Origin of the sequence: Streptomyces sp. NPDC007905 (assembly GCF_042959345.1) — a bacterium.
Taxonomy (GTDB): domain Bacteria; phylum Actinomycetota; class Actinomycetes; order Streptomycetales; family Streptomycetaceae; genus Streptomyces.
Map to the genome: position 1 here is coordinate 25,273 of NZ_JBIBKS010000002.1, position 20,195 is coordinate 45,467.

A 20,195-nucleotide genomic window follows, 5' to 3' on the forward strand; every position below is an offset into this window, starting at 1 on the left:
TCCCAGCACATCACATTACGCACGGGCCCGGTCACTATTCGTTGCGAATTGACCTGAAGTGGAAGACGGTTTTCCGTTACCCGCGTTAAGGCCCCGGGCCGGCGAGGGATCGGGCGGCGACCGGTGTCAGACGAGCCGGACCGGCTTCTCCGGGCGTATGCCGGACGCGGCCAGCCAGTCGCGCAGCGGGCCCGGGTCTCCCTCCTCGATCAGGCTGAGGACCTTGGGCGCGAGGTCGGCGGCCCGCTCTCCGCCCAGCAGCAGGGAGGGACCGTCGAGCCAGTCGAGGGCGGGGGTCGCGCCGGCCGTGTCGACGGCGGCGCAGCACACCATCGCGGTCACGTGTTCGGCGAGGAGCTCGCGAGCGCTGCGCGGGGGCTGGAGCGGGAACAGCGGCAGGGCACCGTCGTCCCACAGGGCGCTGGCCTGAACCTGTCCCGCGGCGGACGCCCCTCTCGGCGCGGAGATCTCCTCCCGGGCCAGCGCCGCGCTGAGACCGGCGGCGAGGGCGGCACTGCGCTCGGTGCCGGGGTCGGCGTCCTCGTCGGGGTAGGCGCCGGGGAACGGAGCGGCGGCGCCGGCTTGGGGGACGGGGAGCGGCTGGTCGTCGGCGGCGGTGCCCTGGTCGCCGGTTTCCGGAGCGAGGGCGGTGGCCCGGTCGTCGGCGGCCGTGCCCCGGTCGCCCGGTTCCGGGGCGAGGGTGGTGACCTGATCGCTCGTTTCCGGGCCGAGGACGGTGGCCTGGTCGCCCGTTTCGGGGCCGAGGGCGGTGGCCCGGTCGTCGGCGGCCGTGCCCCGGTCGCCCGGTTCCGGGCTGAGCGCGGTGGCCTGGTCGCCGTGGACGGTGGTGCTCTCGGCGTCGTGGACGTCCGGCCGCCGGGCGGTGTGGGTGGCGTCCGGGCGGCCGGGTTCGGTGAGGTGGTCCAGGACGCGGGCCAGGGTGGGACCGCCGGGCTCGGGCGCGCTGGGGCCGGGGGCGGGGCGGACGCCGAGGGAGTCCAGCACGCGGTGCAGCCGGGCCGCGTCGGCACGCCAGGTGCGGTCGACGACCTCCTCCGGGTACGCCAGCCAGTCCACCGGGGCCCAGTCCGGACCGCGCTCGGCCGGGCCGCCGTGGAAGAGGCGGGCGGCGAGCAGGGAGGCGGCCTCGTCCACGGCTCCCGGTTCCTCCAGGAGGTCACAGGCGGGGCGCTCGCCGAGGCGGGAGGCGAAGCCCTCGGCCAGCCGGTCGCGCCGGGACAGCTCGGTGAGCGCGGCCACGACGCCCGCGTCCAGCCGGGAGGGCCAGCGGCCCATGCGCCAGGCGGGCAGCGCCACCCTCGTCAGCAGGCGGTCCCAGCCCGCGTAGGCGAGACCGACCTGCTCCTGGGCGACGATCCGCAGTCCGTAGTCCACGGCCTGCGCGCGCTCGGCCGCCGCCGCGGCGACCCCGCGCTCCATCTGAACCGCGTGCTCGCGGCAGCTCCGCAGCAGCAGCCGGGCGACCCAGCCGAGGACCTTGCACACGCCCCGGGTCAGGGGGCATCGGCCGGGCGTCGAGGCCACGGCCACGGTCGCGTCCAGACCGCGCACGAAGCGGCGGGCGGCCGCTATGTCCGGGTGCGCGGAAGGGCCCGTACCGGCGACGACCGGGGCGAGGACCGCGCGCAGCTCGCCGACGCGCATCCACCACAGGAACGGGGAGCCGATGACGAGTACGGGGGCGGCGACGGCACGGCGGTGGGCACCGAAGCCCGATCCGGGGCCCGCCGGCTCGTCGTGCGCCGGCCGCGCGGGCGGGCCGTGAGCCGGATGGGTGCGGTCCTCCAGCCAGCTGTCGCAGTCCGGGGTGAGCGCTATGGCCGAGGGCGCGGGAACGTCCAGGCGCTCGGCGAGGTCACGCACGAGCCGGTACAGGTCAGGAGCCGATTTCTCCGCGATCGGGACCGTGGGGCTCACCGCGGGGCGGGCGCGGGCCACCACCAGGGCGATGCCGACGGCCGCCAGCAGCACGAGCCCGGCCGCCACGCCCACCACCCAGCGGGCGACGTCCCAGCCGGGGCCGACGAGATGGCCGGTGGAACCGCCGGTCAGCAGAATCACCTCGGCGGCCGTCGGCAGCAGGGCCACGGCCAGCGCCCGGCCCCGGATGCGCAGCACGGCCAGAGCCCGTGAGCGCGCTGCCTGAGCGCCCACCTCCACACCGATTCCGGTCACGAGCGGATCTCACCCCCTCCCTGGCGATCCCGTGCTGTCCTGGCGTTGCTCACTCCCCCACTGTGGCACCCGCCACTGACATCGCAATGCCGGTGGGCCAAGTGCCGGAATGCTTGCGCCGCACCCTAGTTGGGGCCTCGGTCCCCGTCAGCCGTATGGGGGATTGCTCACTCGATGGAATGGCCTTGGTCAGAGGTGGGTGACAGACAGCAAAGATCAGGCCCCGGATTTTCGTCCGGGGCCTGGGTGGTTCAGGGCAGGTCAGGCGCCTGCCGCCTGCGCCGCGATGTCCGTGCGGTGCTGCGAGCCGTCGAGGCCGATGCGGGTCAACGCGCGGTACGCCCGCTCGCGGGCCTTGGCCAGGTCCTCGCCGGTCGCCGTGACGGACAGCACCCGCCCGCCCGCGCTGACGACCGCGTCACCCTGCCGCTTCGTCCCGGCGTGCAGGACGTAGGCGTGCGGGGCGTCCTCGGCGGCCACCGCGTCCAGGCCGGTGATCGGGTCACCGGTGCGCGGCGTGCCGGGGTAGTTGTGCGAGGCGACGACCACGGTGACCGCCGCGTCCTCGCTCCAGCGCAGGGGCGGCACGTCGCCCAGGGTGCCGTTCGCCGCGGCGAGCAGGACACCGGCCAGCGGGGTCCTCAGACGGGCCAGCACGACCTGGGTCTCCGGGTCGCCGAAGCGGGCGTTGAACTCGATGACCCGGACACCGCGCGAGGTGATCGCGAGCCCGGCGTAGAGCAGACCGGAGAACGGCGTGCCCCGGCGGCGCATCTCGTCCACGGTCGGCTGCAGCACCGTCTGCAGCACCTCTTCGACCAGCTTCGGGTCGGCCCAGGGCAGCGGCGAGTACGCGCCCATGCCGCCCGTGTTCGGGCCCTCGTCGCCGTCCAGGGCGCGCTTGAAGTCCTGGGCGGGCTGCAGCGGGACGACGCTGCGGCCGTCGGTGACGGCGAACAGGGACACCTCGGGCCCGTCGAGGAACTCCTCGATCACCACGCGCTCGCAGCCGGCCGCGTGGGCCTTGGCGGCTTCGATGTCCTGCGTGACGACGACACCCTTGCCGGCGGCCAGCCCGTCGTCCTTGACGACGTAAGGGGCGCCGAACGCGTCGAGGGCCTCGGCGACCTCTGCTTCCGTCGTGCACACGTACGACCGCGCGGTCGGCACCCCGGCCGCCGCCATCACGTCCTTGGCGAAGGCCTTGGACCCCTCGAGCTGCGCGGCCTCCCGTGAGGGGCCGAACACCGGGATGCCCGCCTCGCGCACGGCGTCGGCCACACCGGCGACCAGCGGCGCCTCCGGGCCGACGACGACGAGGCCGGCTCCGAGGTCGCCGGCCAGCGCGGCCACGGCCTTGCCGTCGAGCGCGTCGACCTGGTGCAGCTCGGCGACCTCGGCGATGCCGGCATTGCCGGGAGCGCAGTACAGCGCGGTGACGTCGGGATCGAGGGACAGGGAGCGGCACAGGGCGTGTTCGCGGGCGCCGCTGCCGATGACGAGGACCTTCACGGGGTCAGCCTACTGGCAAGGTTGCCGAAGACCGGGCGGCGGGGATCCTGTGGGTTCCTACGAAGGGCGCGGAGGGCGGGTCACCGCGCCGGTTCGGGGCGGCCCCGGCCGCCGGAGCCCGTCGAGCCCGCGCTGCTGCCCCTCGCAACCATCCCTACTCGTTGGAGAACTCCTCCACCACCGTCGCCCCCAGCTCCCGCACGATCAGTTCGTGGCCGGACAGGGCCGACTCGTCCAGGTCGGGGTCGTCGTCCTCGGGGATGTCGTCCTCGGGGGCGACGGGGGGCGGCTCCGCGGCGGGAGGGGGCTGCGGGGCAGGGGTGGCCGACGCCGGGGAGGCAGGGGCGCCGCCCCGGGGTGCGGCGGGCGCCGGGGAGGCCGGCTGGGGTGCTGCCGGACGAGGAGCGGCAGGGGCGCCGTAGCCACCACCGGCGGGCGCGCCGCCGTAGCCGCCGCCTCCGCCGCCGAAGCCGGAGGAGCCGCCGGGCGACGGGGGTGCCGAACCGCCCGAGGGGTCGACGATCGCCTCGATCTTCCACTGCACGCTGAACTGCTCGGCCAGCGCCTGCCGCAGCACGTCCTCGCTGCCGCTGCTCGCGAAGTTGTCGCGGGCTCCGGCGTTGACGAATCCGAGCTGCAGGGTGGTGCCGTCGAAGCCGGCCACCTGGGCGTTCTGGCTGAGCAGGATCCAGGTGAAACGGCGCCGGTTCTTGACGGCCTCCAAGATGTTCGGCCAGAGCATGCGGGGGTCGAGCCCACCTGCGGGGGCGGCGGCAGCCGGAGCAGGAGCAGGAGCAGGAGCCGAGGGTGCTGCCTGGTGCTGGGACTGGGCCGGAGCGGGGTCCTGCGCGGCGCCCGCCGGAGCGGCCGTGGGCCAGCCGCCGGGACGCCGGCCGCCGCCGGCGGGGGCGGCGGTGGGCCAGGCACCGGTGGCGGGGGCCGAGGGAGCGGCGGCCGCCGGGGCCGGTGCCGCGGGAGCGGGCACGGGAGCCTGGGCCGCGGGAGCATGGGCCGGGGGCGCTGGAGCGTGGGCCGGGGGCGCTGGAGCTGCCGGGGCAGGGGGCGCCGGAGCCGGCGCGGGAGCGGGCTGAGGGGCCGCGGGCGCGGGGGCGGCGGGACCGCCGGGAGCACCGCTGGGGCCGGCCGGCCCACCCGTAGCGCGGACGGCCGCGCGGGCGGCGGCAGGTCCACCGCCGGGCGACACCGGCGCGCCGCCCTGGGCCGGGCCGGCGTGGGCCTCGGGTCCGGGGACGTACCCCATGGCAGGCGCGCCGCCCCCGCCGGCGAAGCCGACGCCGCGCTCGAGACGGTCGAGGCGCGCCATCACGGACCGCTCGTCCCCGTAAGCGGCGGGGAGCAGGACCCGTGCGCAGATGAGTTCGAGCTGGAGGCGGGGCGAGGTGGCGCCGCGCATCTCGGTGAGGCCCTCGTTGACGAGGTCGGCGGCGCGGCTCAGCTCGGCGGCGCCGAAGGTACCGGCCTGGGCCTGCATGCGCTCGAGGACGTCCGCCGGGGCGTCGATGAGTCCCTTGTCGACGGCGTCCGGAACGGCGGCGAGGATCACCAGGTCCCGCAGCCGCTCCAGCAGATCGGCGACGAACCGCCGCGGGTCGTTGCCCCCCTCGATGACGCGGTCGACGACCTCGAAGGCGGCGGCACCGTCACCGGTGGCGAACGCCTCGACGACGGAGTCGAGCAGGGACCCGTCGGTGTAGCCGAGCAGGGAGGTGGCCATGGCATAGGTCACACCCTCCTCCCGCGCGCCGGCGAGGAGCTGGTCCATGACGGACATGGAGTCACGCACGGAACCCGCGCCGGCCCGCACGACGAGCGGAAGCACGCCCTCCTCGACGGGGATGGCCTCCCGTCGGCACACCTCGGCCAGGTAGTCCCTGAGGGTTCCGGGCGGCACGAGCCGGAACGGATAGTGATGCGTACGCGACCGGATGGTCCCGATGACCTTCTCGGGCTCCGTGGTGGCGAAGATGAACTTGAGGTGCTCCGGCGGTTCCTCGACGACCTTCAGCAGGGCGTTGAAGCCGGCCGACGTGACCATGTGGGCCTCGTCGATGATGTAGATCTTGTACCGGCTGCCCGCGGGTCCGAAGAAGGCCTTCTCGCGCAGCTCACGGGCGTCGTCCACACCACCGTGGGAGGCCGCGTCGATCTCGATGACGTCGATCGAACCCGGGCCGTTGCGGGCCAGGTCCCGGCAGGACTGGCACTCGCCGCAGGGAGTCGGAGTGGGACCTTGCTCACAGTTCAGACAGCGGGCCAGGATGCGCGCGCTGGTGGTCTTCCCGCACCCACGCGGCCCGCTGAACAGGTACGCGTGATTGACCCGGTTGTTCCGCAGCGCCTGCTGCAGCGGGTCGGTGACATGCTCCTGCCCGATGACCTCGGCAAAGGTCTCCGGGCGATAGCGGCGGTACAGCGCGAGAGACGACACGCATACGAGGTTATAGGCGCCCACCGACAACGGGCCCCGGCAGCGGACCCGGGAACGCAAACGCCCCCCACGCACCCGCCAGAGCCAACCTACCCTTGCTGCCTTCCGGCCCTGGGGGAGTTCAGTCAGATAGCGCCGCGTGAGGGGCTATGCCCACAGTACCCGATCGCGACCCGCGGGCTGTACCCGATGTCGGCCTGCGGGAACGAGTTCGCGAGCACTCCCCTCGGTCATGTAATGTTTCCGGCGGAGGATTCGCCTAGAGGCCTAGGGCGCACGCTTGGAAAGCGTGTTGGGGGCAACCCCTCACGAGTTCGAATCTCGTATCCTCCGCCAGTGCCTCACCGGGCACGATGTCGAAGGGCCCCACTGTTCGCAGTGGGGCCCTTCGACGTTGTCCGTCTCCGTCCGCCTTTTCGTCCCAGTCCAGCGTCGGCGGCTCGGATTCGCGTGGTTCATGGCCGATCCAAGGCGGCACGGAATGTCGGTGCTCGAGGATCAGGAGGACGGCCGCCTCACCGGCCGTCCGGCCTGCCTCCCGACCAGCCCTTACCGCGGTGTGCCCCGCCTTCCCGGCTGTCGCGGCCTGCCACTAGTGTTTCGCCGCTGCCGGGCGGACGACGAACACGATGCCGTCCGTTCGCCTCGGGGGAGAGGCCCGGTGGCCATCCATTCACCCGTGGGGGCACATTGAACACGCCTGCGCGCCGCAGATCCGCGGCGCTCACGACCGTCGCCGCGCTCGCGGCCGGTCTCGTCGCCGGGCTTCCGGGCCCGGCGACCGCCGTCGCCGGCAGTTGGCCGGCCGTCGACGGCAAACTGCTGTACACCGACGGCGGCGGTCAGATGGGGTTCGTCAACCCCGATGGGTCCTCGTCGTCGCAGTTCTACCCGACCGGAAACCAGGGCGCCTGGTCCGCCGACGGCAGCCAGATCGCCTTCGTGAACCCTTACGACGACCACATACGCACGGAATGGGCCGGCCAGGAGGAAACCGGTGCCGACATCACCATGCCGACGGGCAGCGGCTGGCATCCGGCCGACCCGACGTACTGGTACGGCGGCGGCGACATCGTCTTCACCGCCGCGGGCCGACTGCGGGTGACCGCGGCCGACGGCACCCGGACGCCCCGGGCACTGTTCGGCACCGACGTCGACGGCTGCGACTCCAAGCCCAGCGGCGCGGTCAACGGCATGCTGGCCTTCGTGCGCACCGGCACCAGCTGCGCCACCGCCGGCACTCCGGCCGTGTGGGTCTACAACGGCCGTACCGGGACGTTCACCAAGCTGGCCGACAACGCGAAGGACCCGAGCGTTTCCCCGGACGGCCAGTCCGTGGCCTTCACCCGGTCGGTCGACGGGCACAAGCAGCTGTTCACGGTCAAGACCGACGGCACCGGGCTGACCCAGGTCACCACGGATGCCACCGACCACAACCGGCCCGCCTGGTCGCCGCAGGGCAACCGGATCGCGTACGACATCTACGTCTCCGGCAACCCGGACGTCGCCCAGGGCCCGCAGGTGTGGATCCACGACCTCGGCACGGGCACGGAGACGCAGGTCCCCCAGGGTGACGGCACCGACGTGGCCTGGCAGCCGATCAGGGACAATGCGATCTCCCGGGTCTACGGCTCCGACTCGTACGACACCGACATCGCGTCGTCCAAGTGGACGTGGAACACCGTCGGCAAGAGCACGCCCGGCCTGACGAACGCGGGCGCGGCCGTCCTCATCAGCAAGTCGGACTCGGCGTACGCCACCACCGCGACCTCGCTGGCCGGCAAGAAGCGCGGACCGGTGCTGATGACCTCCGGCACGAGCCTGGACTCCTCGGTGCAGACCGAGCTGAAGCGCATGCTGCCGAAGGGCCGGACGGTCTACCTGGTCGGCGAGACCAAAATCCTCAACAGCACGGTGGCGTCCAAGGTGACCTCACTCGGGTACGTCGCCAAGCGGCTGTCGGACGTCTCGCGCTACTCCACCTCGGTGGCCGTGGCCAAGACGATCACCAGCACGCCGAAGTACGTCTTCCTTGCCACCGGCACCGACTACCACAACGCCCTCGCGGCCAGTTCCGCCGCGGGCTCCCTGGGCAGTTCGGGGAGCGCGGTCGTGCTGCTGACCGACGGCTCGACCATGACCGCGTCCGTCTACGGCTACCTCAACAAGTACAGCCCGAGCACCACGAAGATCGTCACGGTGGGGACCGACGCCGAGTCGGCGCTGACCAAGGCGTACCAGGCCGGCAAGATACCGCACTGGCCCAGCAAGTACAGCTACTACCGAGTCGCCGGCGGCACTCCGCAGTCGAACGCCAGGCAGCTTGCCGAACTGTGGTGGTCGCTGCCGTCGAACGCCGCTGTGGCCTCCGTGGGCAGCTGGCGCGGCGGTGTCTCCGCGTCGTCGGCGATGACCACCTACGGTCCACTGCTGTGGACCGACGTCAGCTCACTGCCGTACGACACCAAGAACTACCTGATGCGGAGGTCGGCGAGCGTGAACCACGTCGCCGTCTTCGGCGGCACCAGCTCGGTCGACGCGTCCGTCATCTCGAAGATAGGTGGATCCATCGGCGTGGGCAGCCACTACGTCTACACCCCGTACTACAAGGGAGCGGCCCCGCAGAGCCCGACCGCCCAGCCGCAGTCCCTGGGTACCAACAAGCCCGCTCCGAGCCCGGACCTGGCCCCTCTCCAGGTGACGGCCAAGAGGTAACTGCCCGGCCCGGGTCGCCTACACCTGCGACCCAGGCCGCGCCGGCCTGCCACCCGGTCCGCGGCAGGCGCACGAGCACGACCGCACGCACCCCGTGACGCCCGGCGAGGCGTCGCTACGATCACCGGTCATGGATTGGCTGGAGCGCGCCGCGAAGCTGAGGCAGTGGAGTCGGGACGGGGTGCGGGCGCCGCACAAGCCGTTGCTCCTGCTGTATGCGCTGGGCCGTTTCCAGGCGGATGCCGAGGGTCGGCTGCTGTACAGCGCGGTGGAGGCCGACTTGAAGCACCTGCTGGCGGAGTACGGTCCGGCGCGCGGCACGACGCCCGCCTATCCCTTCCACCATCTGGTCAACGACGGGGTGTGGGAGGTGCGGACCGATCATGGTGTCGGCAGCCCCGGCACCGGCGTACGGGAGCTGCGGGCCGGCCGGGCCACCGGACGGCTGGCCCCGGACCTGCGAGTGGCGCTGAGGCGGGAGCCGTCGCTCCTGGGCCGCATGGCAAGGGTGTTGCTGGATCTGCACTTCCCGCCGTCGCTGCACCAGGACTTGTGCGAAGCCGTGGGCCTCGCACCGGAGCGGGCGGAGACGGACGCCCTGACAGCGCCGCAGAGGCGGCAACGGGACCGGCGGATGCGGGAGATGGTGCTGACCGCCTACGAGTACCGGTGCGCCTTCTGCGGTTACGACGGCATGATCGGCACGGTGCCCGTGGCGCTGGAGGCCGCGCACGTGCGCTGGTGGGCGTTCGACGGCCCGGACGACGTCGACAACGGACTCTGCCTGTGCTCGCTGCACCACAAGCTCTTCGACAAGGGCGTCCTCGGCATGGGCGACGGCCACCGCATCCTGGTCTCCCAGCGCTTTGTCGGCCGCAGCCCCGCCGCCCGCGAACACGTCACAGCGCTGGCCGACCGCCCGCTCATCGGCCCTCGGCCCGGTGCCCACCCCGTCGCGGCGGCGCACCGCTCCTGGCACCTCAGGCAGGTCTTCCACGGCAGCCCTCGACCTGCCACGGCTTACTGACCGCGGAAACATGTGATCCAGCACCATGGTCCCGGGCCTCGGTCAGCATCGGCCTCCCGTAGTGGTGTTATCTAGGAGTATGGAGGTATTTTCCGGGCGCCCTGGGGGCCCGGAGCGTCTTCCGCCCGTCGGACGCTCGCGGGAACCTCGCGCTTCCCTGCTGGACCTGCGCAGTGCGGCGGGACAGGTGTTCCTTCTCCAGGTCGTCATCGTGGTGCTGCTGGTCGTGGCCGCGGTGGCGGCGATGGTGCTCCAGACGGCGAGTGACGCGGTGCACCAGGGGCGCCGTGAGTCGGTCGTCGCGGCCCAGGCGTTCGCGAGCGCACCCGGCGTGGCCGAGGCGCTGCAGAGCCGGGATCCGACAGCGGTGCTCCAGCCGCGGGCCGAGGCGGCCCGCAAGCGCACGGGCGTGGACTTCGTCGTCGTCATGAACACGGCGGGGATCCGCTACACCTACCCCTACCCGCGGGAGATCGGGAAGAAGTTCGTCGGCACCATCGGACCGGCGCTGCAGGGCCGTACCGTCGTCGAGCAGGCCGGCGGGCCGCCGCTGCCCGCGGGCAAGGGGACGGCCGTACAGGCCGTGGTCCCGGTGACCGACCCGCACGGCAAGGTGGTCGGCCTGGTCTCCGCCGGAATCACGGTCAGGAACGTGGCGGGACTGTGGATGCCGCAGCTGCCGATCATCCTGGGCAGCGGCGCGGCCGCGCTGGCGCTGGCCATGACGGGAACGACGCTGGTGTCCCGGCGGCTGCGGCGGCATACGCACGGCCTGGCCCCGGCGGAATTGGCGCAGCTGTACGAGCACCATGACGCGGTCCTGCACGCGGTGCGGGAAGGAGTGCTGATCATCGACGCCGACGGACGACTGCTGCTGGCGAACGACGAGGCGACGCGGCTGCTCGGGCTGCCGGCGGACGCGCGGGGGCGCCCGGTAGCGGAACTGGGACTGCCGGAGCCGGTCCTGCGACTGCTGTCGTCGCCGGAGCCGGTCACCGACGCGGTGCATCTCGTCGGGGACCGGTTGCTGGCGGTGAACAAGCGGCCGGCGTACCCGCGCGGCGGCCGGGGAGGCAGCGTGGTGACCCTGCGGGACACCACGGAGCTGGCGGCGGTCTCGGGGCGGGCCGAGGTCGCGCGGGAGCGGCTGAGGCTGCTGTACGAGGCCGGGATCCGGATCGGGACGACGCTGGACGTGGGGCGTACGGCCCAGGAGCTCGCCGATGTGGCGGCGCCACAGTTCGCCGACCTCGTGACGGTGGATCTGCTCGACGCGGTGCTGCGGGGCTGGGAGCCGACGGCGGAGGGATGGCTGCATCTGCGCCGGGCGGCGATCGGCGGCGCACAGCGGATGATGCCGGTGTATCCGCTGGGCGAGGTGATCACGTTCTCCCCCCGCGCCCCTCAGATGCGGACACTGCGCGAGGGAAGGAGCGTGCTGGAGGCGGACCTGCGGCAGGCGTCCGGTTGGCGGGAGCAGGATCCGGAGCGCGCCCGGAAGGCCCTGGAGTGCGGGTTGCGGTCGCTGGTGACCGTTCCGCTGCGGGCGCGGAACGTGCCGCTGGGCGTGGTGAACTTCTACCGGACCGGGGATTCCCCGACGTTCGAGGCGGAGGACCTCTCCTTCGCGGAGGAGCTGGCCGCGCGGGCGGCGGTGGCCCTCGACAACGCCAGGCGGTTCACCCGGGAGCACGCGATGGCGGTGACGCTGCAGCGCAGTCTGCTGCCGCGGGGGCAGCCGGAGCAGGACGCGCTGGAGGTGGCCTGGCGGTATCTGCCCGCGGAGGCGGGGGTGGGCGGGGACTGGTTCGACGTCATCCCGCTTCCGGGCGCCCGAGTGGCACTGGTGATGGGTGACGTCGTCGGTCACGGGCTGCACGCGGCGGCGACCATGGGCCGGCTGCGCACCGCGGTGCACAACTTCGCCACCCTGGACCTGCCCGTGGACGAGGTGCTCGGCAACCTGGACGACCTGGTCGTCCGCATGGACAACGAGGAGAACACGGACGATGCCGCGGAGGACCACGAGGGTGAGGGGGTGACCGGGGCGACCTGTCTGTACGCGGTCTACGACCCCGTGACGGGCACCTGCACGGTCGCTCGTGCCGGACACCCGGCACCGGTGGTGGTGCGCCCGGACGGAACGGTCACCTGTCCCGGCGTGCCGGTCTCGGCGCCACTCGGCCTGGGCGGCTACCCCTTCGAGACCGCGGAGCTGTCCCTGCCGGAGGGTTCACAACTGGTGCTGTACACCGACGGGCTGGTGGAGAACCCCACCCACGACATCGACGTCGGGATGAAGAGGCTGCGCCGGGCGCTGGAAGGGTCCGGGGACCGCACTCCGGAGGAGACGTGTCAGGCGGTGATCGACGCGCTGAAGCCGGCACACTGCTCCGACGACATCGCCCTGCTGACGGCGCGTACCCGCGTGTTCCCGCCCTCGCGCGTGGCCGAGTGGAACGTGCCGCCGGACCCGGCGCGGGTTCCCTCGGTGCGGGAGCGCTGCCGGAAGACGCTGCAGGAGTGGGGGCTGGAGGAGACTGCGTTCACCACGGAGCTGATCGTCAGCGAGCTGGTCACCAACGCGATCCGGTACGGCTCGCCGCCGATCGGCGTGCGGCTGCTGCGCGGACGCTCCCTGATCTGCGAGGTGTCGGACGGCAGCGGCACCTTGCCGCGCCTGCGCCGGGCGGCGACCACGGACGAGGGCGGACGGGGGCTGTTCCTGGTGGCGCAGTTCGCCCAGCGGTGGGGAACGCGGTACACGACCCGCGGCAAGGTCATCTGGGCGGAACAGCTTCTTCACGAGGGCGCGTCCGGCGCCACGGGCCACGTACCGGTCGACTTCCTTCTCGAGCAGTTCGACGACCCCGACCTGTGAGCCCGGACAGCACGGAGTCCCGCGTGCCAAGGCCCCGGCCGGTGAAGGAGAACCGTGATGCACGGTACGACAGACACCGAGGCCATCCTGCGCGGCGTCCTCGACCAGTGGAAAGCAGGCGTCGACCACCACGAGCCGCAGCGGGTCGCCTCCCTCTTCACCGAGGACGCGACCTTCCAGGGACTGCACCCCTACAGCGTCGGCAGGCAGGGCGTCGCCGACTACTACGCGTCCCAGCCGCTCGGCATGGCGGTCGAGTACCGCCTGCTGGAGAGCAGACGCCTGTCCGACGACATCCTGCTCGGATACCTGAGCGTCGACTTCTCGTTCACCGACCGGCCCACGCTGAGCCTCAACCTCGGTGTGGTGGTGCAGCGTTCGCGGGACGAGTGGCTCATCGGCCACTACCAGGTCTCCCGCCTCGACTAGGTCGCCGCTGCGCCGTCAGCCGCTCGACTCCGGCGGTCAGGGCGGCCGCCACCGGCCGCGGGGGAAGGTCCGGGGCTCCCTGGACCTTCCCCGGGCGCCGGGTCCGTGCGGTCAGGGGCAGTTCGACCTGGACGCCGCCCGCCGGGGCCAGGTTGACGGGGTTGCGGGGGTGCAGGCCCCGGAGGCCGGCCGGGATGCTCTCCCACTCCGTGACGGCCTCGAAGTCCGGGGCGAGAAGCGTGAGGCTGTGGCGCAGCGTTCGGGCCGCCTCGCGGTTGGTGCCGCCCAGGAAGATCGCTCGGGGGGTCTCGGGCCTCAGGTGACCGTGCAGGGACACCACCACCGTCACGGAGGCGAGGAACTCCCGCAGGGCCGCGCAGTGGGGTACCGACATCCGGTGCGAGGGGATGTGGACCGGGTCGCCGGCCGGCTGGGTGAAGACCAGGGCGGTGGCTCCCGTGCCGGCCGCCACCTCGCCGGCCAGCTCCGCCGTGCCGCCCTCCGTGCCGCCGTGCAGGGCCAGCAGTCCGACGTCCGACCCGGTCGTCAGGGAGACGGCGAACTCGACCCCCTCGATCACCACTCGTTCGCTGCGCTCCATCTCGCCCTCTCCCCGGGAGCGTGACCGCTACCGCGCCACCCGCACGGCCTTCGCCACGGTCACTTGGTCCACCTCCGACACCCGTACCGTCACCTTCATCGTCCACGTCCCCGGGATCGGCACGCCGAAGGAGTCGGCGGCCCAGTAGCCGCCCCGGTCGGTGACCCTGGTGTCCAGGGGGCCGATCCGCTGGGCGGCGAGGGTGAATGTGATGCGCAGTTCGGGGACCGAGGCCAGGCCGCCGTCGGGGCCGTAGACCACCGCCTGGACGGAGTTCGCGCCGACCCGGCCGGGGTCCAGGGTGATCTGGACCTTGCCGTGGCCTTGGGAGGTGCCCACGTCGAAGGGGATCGTGGTGACCGAGGCGGCCGGGATGCCGGCCGCCGGCGTCTCGGACCGCGCCGCCTCGGCCGCCGCCCGGCCCGGCAGCGTGCTCGTCAGGAGGGTCGTCAGCACGAGGACCATGACGCCCATCGCCACCTCGGCCAGGACCGAGCGGCGGAGGCGGCCCGGCAGCGTGTGCGGTGCGGCGGGGGGCTCGGGGGGCGGAGGGAGCGGGGGGCCGCCGGCCGGTTCGGGGACGCGGTCGCGCAGCGGTGCCCGGGACGGGCTCGCCAGGCGGGCCGTCCAGCGGCGGGAGCGGGACGCCACCGCGAGCAGCAGGGCGACCGCCGCCAGTTTCGCCACCAGGAGGCGGCCGTACGCCGTGTCGGTGAGCGCCTGCCAGGAGCCCAGGCCCCGCCAGGACTGGTAGACGCCGGTCGCCACCAGGACCGTCACCGAGGCGAAGGCCAGACGGGAGAAGCGGGTGACGACCCGTGCCGGCAGTGCGGCCGGGTCCGGTGCCGCGCGGCGCAGGGTCAGCAGCAGGGCTGTGAGGCCACCCAGCCAGGCCGCCATCGCCAGCAGGTGGAGGGTGGCCGACGCGATCGCCACCGGGACCTGGCGGCCCACCGAGGCGTGTTCCGAGGCCGCCCAGGTCAGGGCGAGGGCCACGGACAGGGTCCCGGCGGTCGTCAGGGCGGCTCGGCGGGGGATCCCGCGCCTCCACCGCCTCGGGGACAGGGTGCAGGCGCCTGCCAGGAGCAGCAGGGCCAGGCGGGCGAGCAGGAGTTCGCCGGGGCGGGCCGTCGCCGTGCGGGCGAGGGAGGAGAGGGCGAACGCCGAGGTCGGGGCGGCGCCCTCCTCGTACGGGGCCCTGAGGAGGAACAGGACGGTCGTCGCGGCCGACAGGGTCCACCAGGCGGCCAGGGCCGGTCGGCGCAGCTGTGCCCGGGCCGGCGGACGGCAGTACGCCACGAACGCCGCCGTGCCCAGGAGCAGCGCCACGGAGAGGTAGGCCGCATAGCGCGCGATGTTGTAGAGGCTGCTCGTCGCCCGGTTCTCCGACCGGTCCGGGAGCACGCTCGTCGTGGTCGCCGTACGCTTGCCCACCGAGAAGGTGAGCGCCCCGGACACCGGGTGGCTGTCCGCCGACACCACCCGCCAGGCCACCGTGTAGGTGCCCGTGCCCAGCCGGGCGGGCAGGGATGCGCGGGCCGTGTCGGAGCGGCCGGGGGCGTGGTCCGCCTCGCCGGTGCGTACGCGGTGGTTCTCGGGGTCGTAGACGCGGAACGAGTCGGTCAGCAGTCCGACCGATTCCGTGAAGGTCAGCGTCACCTGCCGGGGCGCCGACCTCAGGACCGTTCCGTCGGCGGGGTCGGTCTCGCGCAGGGCCGCGTGGGCCGAGGCGGGGGCGGCCGTGCCGAGCAGGAGCAGGAACAGGCCCGCGCAGAGGACGGTCAGCCGCCGTAGCCACCCCTGTCGGTCGCGCACCTGATCCCTCCCGCTCCCTGGCCCGCACGTCCTCCGTATACGTACGGAGCGATCGGGCGGCGCGCTCACCACGTCGGCCGTGCCGACACTCCGCCGTCCACCACCAGGTCGTGGCCGGTGATCCAGGAGGCGAGGGGCGAGGCGAGGAACACGCAGGCGTCGGCGACGTCCCGGGCGCGGCCCAGGCGGCCGGCGGGGACGGCCCGCAGCCAGCGGCGTACGCCGTCCGGCCAGGCCTCCGCCAGGCCCTCCCGGTCGATGAGGCCGGGCGAGACCGAGTTGACGCGGATGCCGTGCGGGCCGTACTCCAGGGCGGCCGCGCGGGCGTGCATGACGACGGCGGACTTGGCGGCGCCGTAGTGGGCGTGGCCGGGGGAGGGCCGGGCGGCCTCGATGGAGGCGATGTGGGTGACGGTGCCGCCGCCGTGCTCGCCCAGGTGGGCGGCGGCGGCCTGGGTGCAGGCGAAGACGCTGGTGAGGTTGGTGTCGACGACCGTGCGCCACTGGGCCGCCGTCATGCCGGCCAGGGGCTGGACGGGCTGGATCGCCGCGTTGTTGACGACGGCGGTGAGACGGCCGCCGGACCACTCGGTCGTCTCGCGGATCAGCCGGTGGCAGGCTCCCTCGTCCGTCAGGTCCGCCCGCAGGACGACCGCCGCGCCGCCCAGCTCCCGGATGCGCGCGGCGACTTCGCCGGCCGCCTCCACCGCCGTACGGCAGTGGAGGGCCACCGCCGCGCCCTCCTCGGCGAAGCGCAGGGCGATGGCGCGGCCGATGCCCCCGCCCGCGCCGGTCACCAGGGCGGTCTGTCCGTCGAGCAGGGTCATGGGCGGCACAGTTCCGCGATGCGGGCGGCCTGTGCCGGGTAACGCGCCGTGAGGTCCGCCGCCTCGCCCGGTTCGTAGCCCTCGTAGGTGAATCCGGGAGCCATCGTGCAGCCGAAGAAGGTCCATGCGCCGCCGGGTGCCACCCGGGCGCCCATCCAGGTGCCGGCGGGCACGGTGAACTGGACGTGCTGGCCGGCGCGCAGGCCGGGGCCCAGGACGGCGGTGCGGGTCGTGCCGTCGGGGGCAAGGAGCAGCAGCTGGAGCGGGTCGCCCAGGTAGAAGTGCCAGACCTCGTCGCTGGGGAGGCGGTGCAGGGCGCAGAAGTCGTCGGTGGTGAGCAGCGCCACGATGGCCGAGCCCTCGGGGCGGCCGTCCGCCCGTTCGGGCCCCACCCAGGTACGCCGGAACAGGCCGCCCTCGTGGGGGATCGGCTCCAGCTCGTAATGGGCGATCAGCTCCTCGGGCGTGGTCACCCGGAAAGGCTACCTTCCCGGCGGAGGCGGCCAGTTGGGCGTGCTTGCGGCGTGCGACGCGAGTGATCGCAGGTCCGGCCGGCCTGCACGCCCCGGCACACCGCGCGCTCCTCGCCGGGGGTCTCCCCAGCTGCACGTACGGCGGCGCTCCGGTTCGCCCCGGACAACTCCCCCGCGCCCGGCAGGCGTTAGGGGTGGGCCGCTGCGGGGGACGACGGCTTCGGTGCCGGCGGCGTCCATGCGGCGGTTCCGGTCGGCAGGCGGTCGCCCCGCGCCTCGCGGGCGACCGAGCGGGAGTCGCCCCCCGGCTGCGCCACGCCTCCCGGCGAGCGATCATCGACCCATGGACGTCACTCTGCACCTCGCCCAGGACCCCGAGGCCGACGCACTGCTCGGCCGCAGTCCGCTGGCCGCGCTGACCGGCATGCTGCTGGACCAGCAGATCCCGATGGAGTGGGCGTTCAAGGGCCCGGCGACCATCGCCGGACGGATGGACGCCGAGGACCTGGACGCGCACGAGATCGCGGCCATGGACCCGGAGGCCTTCGCCGCGCTGCTCTCCGAGAAGCCCGCCGTGCACCGCTACCCGGGGTCGATGGCCAAGCGGATCCAGCAGCTGTGCCAGTACCTGGTCGAACACTACGACGGAGACGCCGAACTGGTCTGGAAGGGCGTCGAGGACGGCCAGGAGCTGCTGAAGCGGCTCCAGGAGCTGCCCGGGTTCGGCAAGCAGAAGGCGCAGATCTTCCTCGCGCTGCTCGGCAAGCAGCTGGGCGTGCGGCCCAGGGGCTGGCGGGAGGCCGCCGGAGCCTACGGCGAGGAGAAGTCCTTCCGGTCCGTCGCCGACATCACCGGGCCCGAGTCGCTGGCGAAGGTGCGCGCCCACAAGCAGGAGATGAAGGCGGCGGCCAAGGCCGCGAAGACCGCGGAGAAGTGAGCGTCAGCCGGGTGGCCCCTCCCCAATGGCGGGGCAGGCCCGGGCGGTCCAAGCATGGAGCATGACCGAAGCACCCAGTGGAGGTCCCTCCTGGGACCGTGAGTACGACGACCGGAACGTCCACGCGGGCCACGCACCGCAGGGGCACCACGAGCCCGAGCCGCCGTTCGAAGGTCCCCTGCACGCCCTGTCCCGGGCAGCCTGGCAGGTCGTCCTGGTCACCGGCATCGCCTCGCTGATCCTCGGCGTCGTGGTGCTCATCTGGCCGGGCCCCTCCCTGCTGGTGGCGGGCGTCCTGTTCGGGGTGTACCTCGTCGTCAGCGGCGTCTTCCAGCTGGCCGCCGCCTTCGGCACCCACCTGAGGACATCACTGCGGGTGCTCGCCTTCATCAGCGGCGCCCTGTCGATCCTGCTGGGGCTGTTCTGCTTCCGCGGGCCCATGCAGTCGATCCTGCTGCTCGCCCTCTGGATCGGCATCGGCTGGCTGATCCGCGGGATCACCCAGACCCTGGCCGCCGTCTCCGACAGCCGCATGCCCGCCCGGGGCTGGCAGATCTTCCTCGGGGTCGTCACCTTCATCGCCGGCATCGTGCTGATCGACGCGCCGTTCCAGTCGGTCGCCGTGCTGACCCTGGTCGGCGGCTGGTGGCTGGTGATCGTGGGTGTCGTGGAGATCGTCACCGCGTTCCGCGTCCGCGGCCGCGCACAGCAGGTCCCGCGCACGGTGTGATCCCGGTGTGGGCCGAGCGGGCGGATCTCGTGCGCCGCGCGATGCGGTGCGGGGGCCACGCGGGCACAGACCAGCCGTGAGCAGGACCCCGGGTCTCCCCCGCACGAGCACCCGCACCTGGCTGCGGGTCCTCGTGCTGCTCCTGGCCGTGTGGGTGCCCGGCGCCCATGTGCAGGCGCAGGCGGCGTCCGCCCTGGCCGTGTCGGCCGAGACCGCCGAGCACGATGTCCTCGGCACGCTGCTACGGCCGCCCGTCCGCGGCCTCCACCAGCCCGACGCGCCCGAGCGCACCGCACCCCTGCCCGACCCGGCGGCACCCGTCCGTCCGGCGCTCGGCCCGTGCCCCGCCGTGCCACGGCCGCCGTACGCCGTGCCCCTGCTGAGGTCGGTGGTCCTGCGCTGCTGACCGTGCCCTCCCCCAGGCCAGTCAGCCCGACGCAAGGAACAGCCATGCCCACAGACCCGTACGCGGTCCTGCGCGCCCTGCTGCGCGCGGAGGCCAGGCGCAGCGCGCCGCCCCGGCCGGACGGAAAGAACCCGCGACCGCAGCAGCCGGCGAAGGAGGACGGCCGCTGACCCGCCGGCGGGGGCGGCCCACCGCCTCCGCCGGGCCGTACCGAACAGGGAACGGGTGATCTCACGGCCGGCCTGGGTGCCGACCGAGCGGGTGAGGGACCTGAACACCCCTGTGTTCCCCACCTGTTCGCCCAGCGACGGCTCCTCCTCGGGCGCCTCGGCCCCGGGGGCCCGGGGAGACTTCGAGGCCCCGGGCGCCTCGGGCCGCCCGGCACTCAGCCTCTCGCGCGCCGACTCGCGGTCCACAGCCTGTGCATAACATTTCCGGCCCGCCCTCGACCCGGCATCACCCCTCGACCCGGCATCGCCCGGCTGCCCCGGCCGGGTGATGCCGGACAGGTCGCCCTTGATGTCCGTGAGTGCCGGTGGCGCCCGCGGCCGGACCGTGCCGGTTGAGCACGGCGAGCAGGACGCGGACCGGTGCGTCCGGGTGGCACCGGCCGTCCCGGTGGAGGGCGCCGAGGTGCGGGGCGGGACCGGTGATGGCGTACCCGGAGGTGATCTCCCGAGCCCTCGGCGGGGAGCGTCTCGCTGTCACTCATCCCCGGCTCCCGCCCCCCGGCATTTCCCGGTTTCACCCGTTTGGATACGGCTTTTCCAGCGTCGTACTCCGCCGTCATGGCTGCGCCCGGAAGGTCTTGACCGGTAGGCTTTCCGTGTGATCTTCAAGCGCATCGGAAACGGCCGGCCGTACCCCGACCACGGCCGGGAAAGCACCCGGCAGTGGGCGGACGTCGCACCGCGCCCGGTCCGCCTCGATCAGCTCGTGACCACCAAGCAGCAGCTCGACCTGGAGACACTGCTCGCCGAGGACTCGACGTTCTACGGCGACCTCTTCGCGCACGTCGTGAAGTGGCAGGGCGACCTGTATCTGGAGGACGGCCTCCACCGTGCGGTCCGCGCCGCCCTCCAGCAGCGCCAGGTGCTGCACGCGCGCGTGCTCGAGCTCGACTGACCCGGCGCGACACGCCCGTTGCCCCTTTCGGGTTCCACTGAGCGGCCTCGACTGATCATCTAATAGGCATCG

At 73.4% G+C, this 20,195-nt stretch carries 16 protein-coding genes, 1 tRNA gene and 1 other RNA gene; 10 read left to right on the forward strand and 8 right to left on the reverse strand.

What is annotated here, in order from left to right; genetic code table 11:
* Positions 1–126: 126 nt before the first annotated feature.
* The 4 genes from ACFZDC_RS03760 to ffs all read right to left on the reverse strand — a co-directional run bounded on the left by ACFZDC_RS03760 (position 127) and on the right by ffs (position 6,308).
* Positions 127–2,196: a hypothetical protein gene (locus ACFZDC_RS03760; RefSeq protein ID WP_391319785.1), complete on the reverse strand. Its 2,070-nt coding sequence runs from the start codon at positions 2,194–2,196 to the stop codon at positions 127–129.
* A 261-nt stretch (positions 2,197–2,457) separates the two neighbouring features.
* On the reverse strand, positions 2,458–3,708 hold the full coding sequence (purD, locus tag ACFZDC_RS03765; protein WP_391319787.1) for a phosphoribosylamine--glycine ligase: 1,251 nt from the start codon (positions 3,706–3,708) through the stop codon (positions 2,458–2,460).
* Between the two features lie 154 nt (positions 3,709–3,862).
* Positions 3,863–6,157 carry a DNA polymerase III subunit gamma and tau gene (locus ACFZDC_RS03770; protein ID WP_391319789.1) on the reverse strand — a complete coding sequence of 765 codons (2,295 nt, stop codon included), beginning with the start codon at positions 6,155–6,157 and terminating at the stop codon, positions 3,863–3,865.
* A gap of 56 nt (positions 6,158–6,213) precedes the next feature.
* Positions 6,214–6,308, reverse strand: an RNA gene (ffs, locus tag ACFZDC_RS03775) — signal recognition particle sRNA small type.
* A 97-nt stretch (positions 6,309–6,405) separates the two neighbouring features.
* Between ffs and ACFZDC_RS03780 the strand changes: the two genes are divergently transcribed.
* The 5 genes from ACFZDC_RS03780 to ACFZDC_RS03800 all read left to right on the forward strand — a co-directional run bounded on the left by ACFZDC_RS03780 (position 6,406) and on the right by ACFZDC_RS03800 (position 13,209).
* Positions 6,406–6,493 (forward strand) — tRNA-Ser (locus tag ACFZDC_RS03780).
* A 354-nt stretch (positions 6,494–6,847) separates the two neighbouring features.
* Complete coding sequence (locus ACFZDC_RS03785) at positions 6,848–8,872, forward strand: cell wall-binding repeat-containing protein (protein ID WP_391319791.1); 2,025 nt, start codon at positions 6,848–6,850, stop codon at positions 8,870–8,872.
* Positions 8,873–9,002: 130 nt separating this feature from the next.
* On the forward strand, positions 9,003–9,899 hold the full coding sequence (locus ACFZDC_RS03790; protein ID WP_391319793.1) for a phosphorothioated DNA-binding restriction endonuclease: 897 nt from the start codon (positions 9,003–9,005) through the stop codon (positions 9,897–9,899).
* A 79-nt stretch (positions 9,900–9,978) separates the two neighbouring features.
* The gene (locus tag ACFZDC_RS03795; protein WP_391319795.1) at positions 9,979–12,780 is read left to right on the forward strand and encodes a SpoIIE family protein phosphatase; all 2,802 of its coding nucleotides are present in this window, start codon (positions 9,979–9,981) and stop codon (positions 12,778–12,780) included.
* Positions 12,781–12,837: 57 nt separating this feature from the next.
* A complete protein-coding gene (locus ACFZDC_RS03800; protein WP_391319798.1) occupies positions 12,838–13,209 on the forward strand; it encodes an SgcJ/EcaC family oxidoreductase in 372 nt (123 codons plus the stop codon).
* On the opposite strand, the gene ACFZDC_RS03805 is transcribed toward ACFZDC_RS03800, so the two are convergent.
* The 4 genes from ACFZDC_RS03805 to ACFZDC_RS03820 form a co-directional block, all read right to left on the reverse strand.
* On the reverse strand, positions 13,175–13,810 hold the full coding sequence (locus ACFZDC_RS03805) for a poly-gamma-glutamate hydrolase family protein (protein ID WP_391319800.1): 636 nt from the start codon (positions 13,808–13,810) through the stop codon (positions 13,175–13,177). The genes ACFZDC_RS03800 and ACFZDC_RS03805 overlap by 35 nt on opposite strands.
* 27 nt (positions 13,811–13,837) lie before the next feature.
* Positions 13,838–15,625 carry a copper resistance protein CopC gene (locus tag ACFZDC_RS03810; RefSeq protein WP_391319801.1) on the reverse strand — a complete coding sequence of 596 codons (1,788 nt, stop codon included), beginning with the start codon at positions 15,623–15,625 and terminating at the stop codon, positions 13,838–13,840.
* Positions 15,626–15,690: 65 nt separating this feature from the next.
* Complete coding sequence (locus ACFZDC_RS03815; protein WP_391319803.1) at positions 15,691–16,452, reverse strand: SDR family oxidoreductase; 762 nt, start codon at positions 16,450–16,452, stop codon at positions 15,691–15,693.
* Positions 16,449–16,925, reverse strand: a complete 477-nt coding sequence (locus ACFZDC_RS03820) for a cupin domain-containing protein (RefSeq protein WP_391319805.1) — start codon at positions 16,923–16,925, stop codon at positions 16,449–16,451. The genes ACFZDC_RS03815 and ACFZDC_RS03820 overlap by 4 nt, the downstream gene beginning before the upstream one ends.
* A 343-nt stretch (positions 16,926–17,268) precedes the next feature.
* Between ACFZDC_RS03820 and ACFZDC_RS03825 the strand changes: the two genes are divergently transcribed.
* From ACFZDC_RS03825 to ACFZDC_RS03845, 5 genes are all read left to right on the forward strand, one after another.
* On the forward strand, positions 17,269–17,862 hold the full coding sequence (locus tag ACFZDC_RS03825; RefSeq protein ID WP_391319807.1) for an HhH-GPD-type base excision DNA repair protein: 594 nt from the start codon (positions 17,269–17,271) through the stop codon (positions 17,860–17,862).
* A 61-nt stretch (positions 17,863–17,923) separates the two neighbouring features.
* The gene (locus ACFZDC_RS03830) at positions 17,924–18,592 is read left to right on the forward strand and encodes a DUF308 domain-containing protein (protein ID WP_391319809.1); all 669 of its coding nucleotides are present in this window, start codon (positions 17,924–17,926) and stop codon (positions 18,590–18,592) included.
* Between the two features lie 76 nt (positions 18,593–18,668).
* Positions 18,669–18,998 carry a hypothetical protein gene (locus ACFZDC_RS03835; RefSeq protein WP_391319811.1) on the forward strand — a complete coding sequence of 110 codons (330 nt, stop codon included), beginning with the start codon at positions 18,669–18,671 and terminating at the stop codon, positions 18,996–18,998.
* 44 nt (positions 18,999–19,042) lie between these two features.
* Positions 19,043–19,168, forward strand: coding sequence for a hypothetical protein (locus ACFZDC_RS03840; RefSeq protein ID WP_391319813.1), 126 nt, complete (start codon positions 19,043–19,045; stop codon positions 19,166–19,168).
* Between the two features lie 658 nt (positions 19,169–19,826).
* Positions 19,827–20,123: a type II toxin-antitoxin system VapB family antitoxin gene (locus tag ACFZDC_RS03845; RefSeq protein WP_004943146.1), complete on the forward strand. Its 297-nt coding sequence runs from the start codon at positions 19,827–19,829 to the stop codon at positions 20,121–20,123.
* Positions 20,124–20,195: the final 72 nt, after the last annotated feature.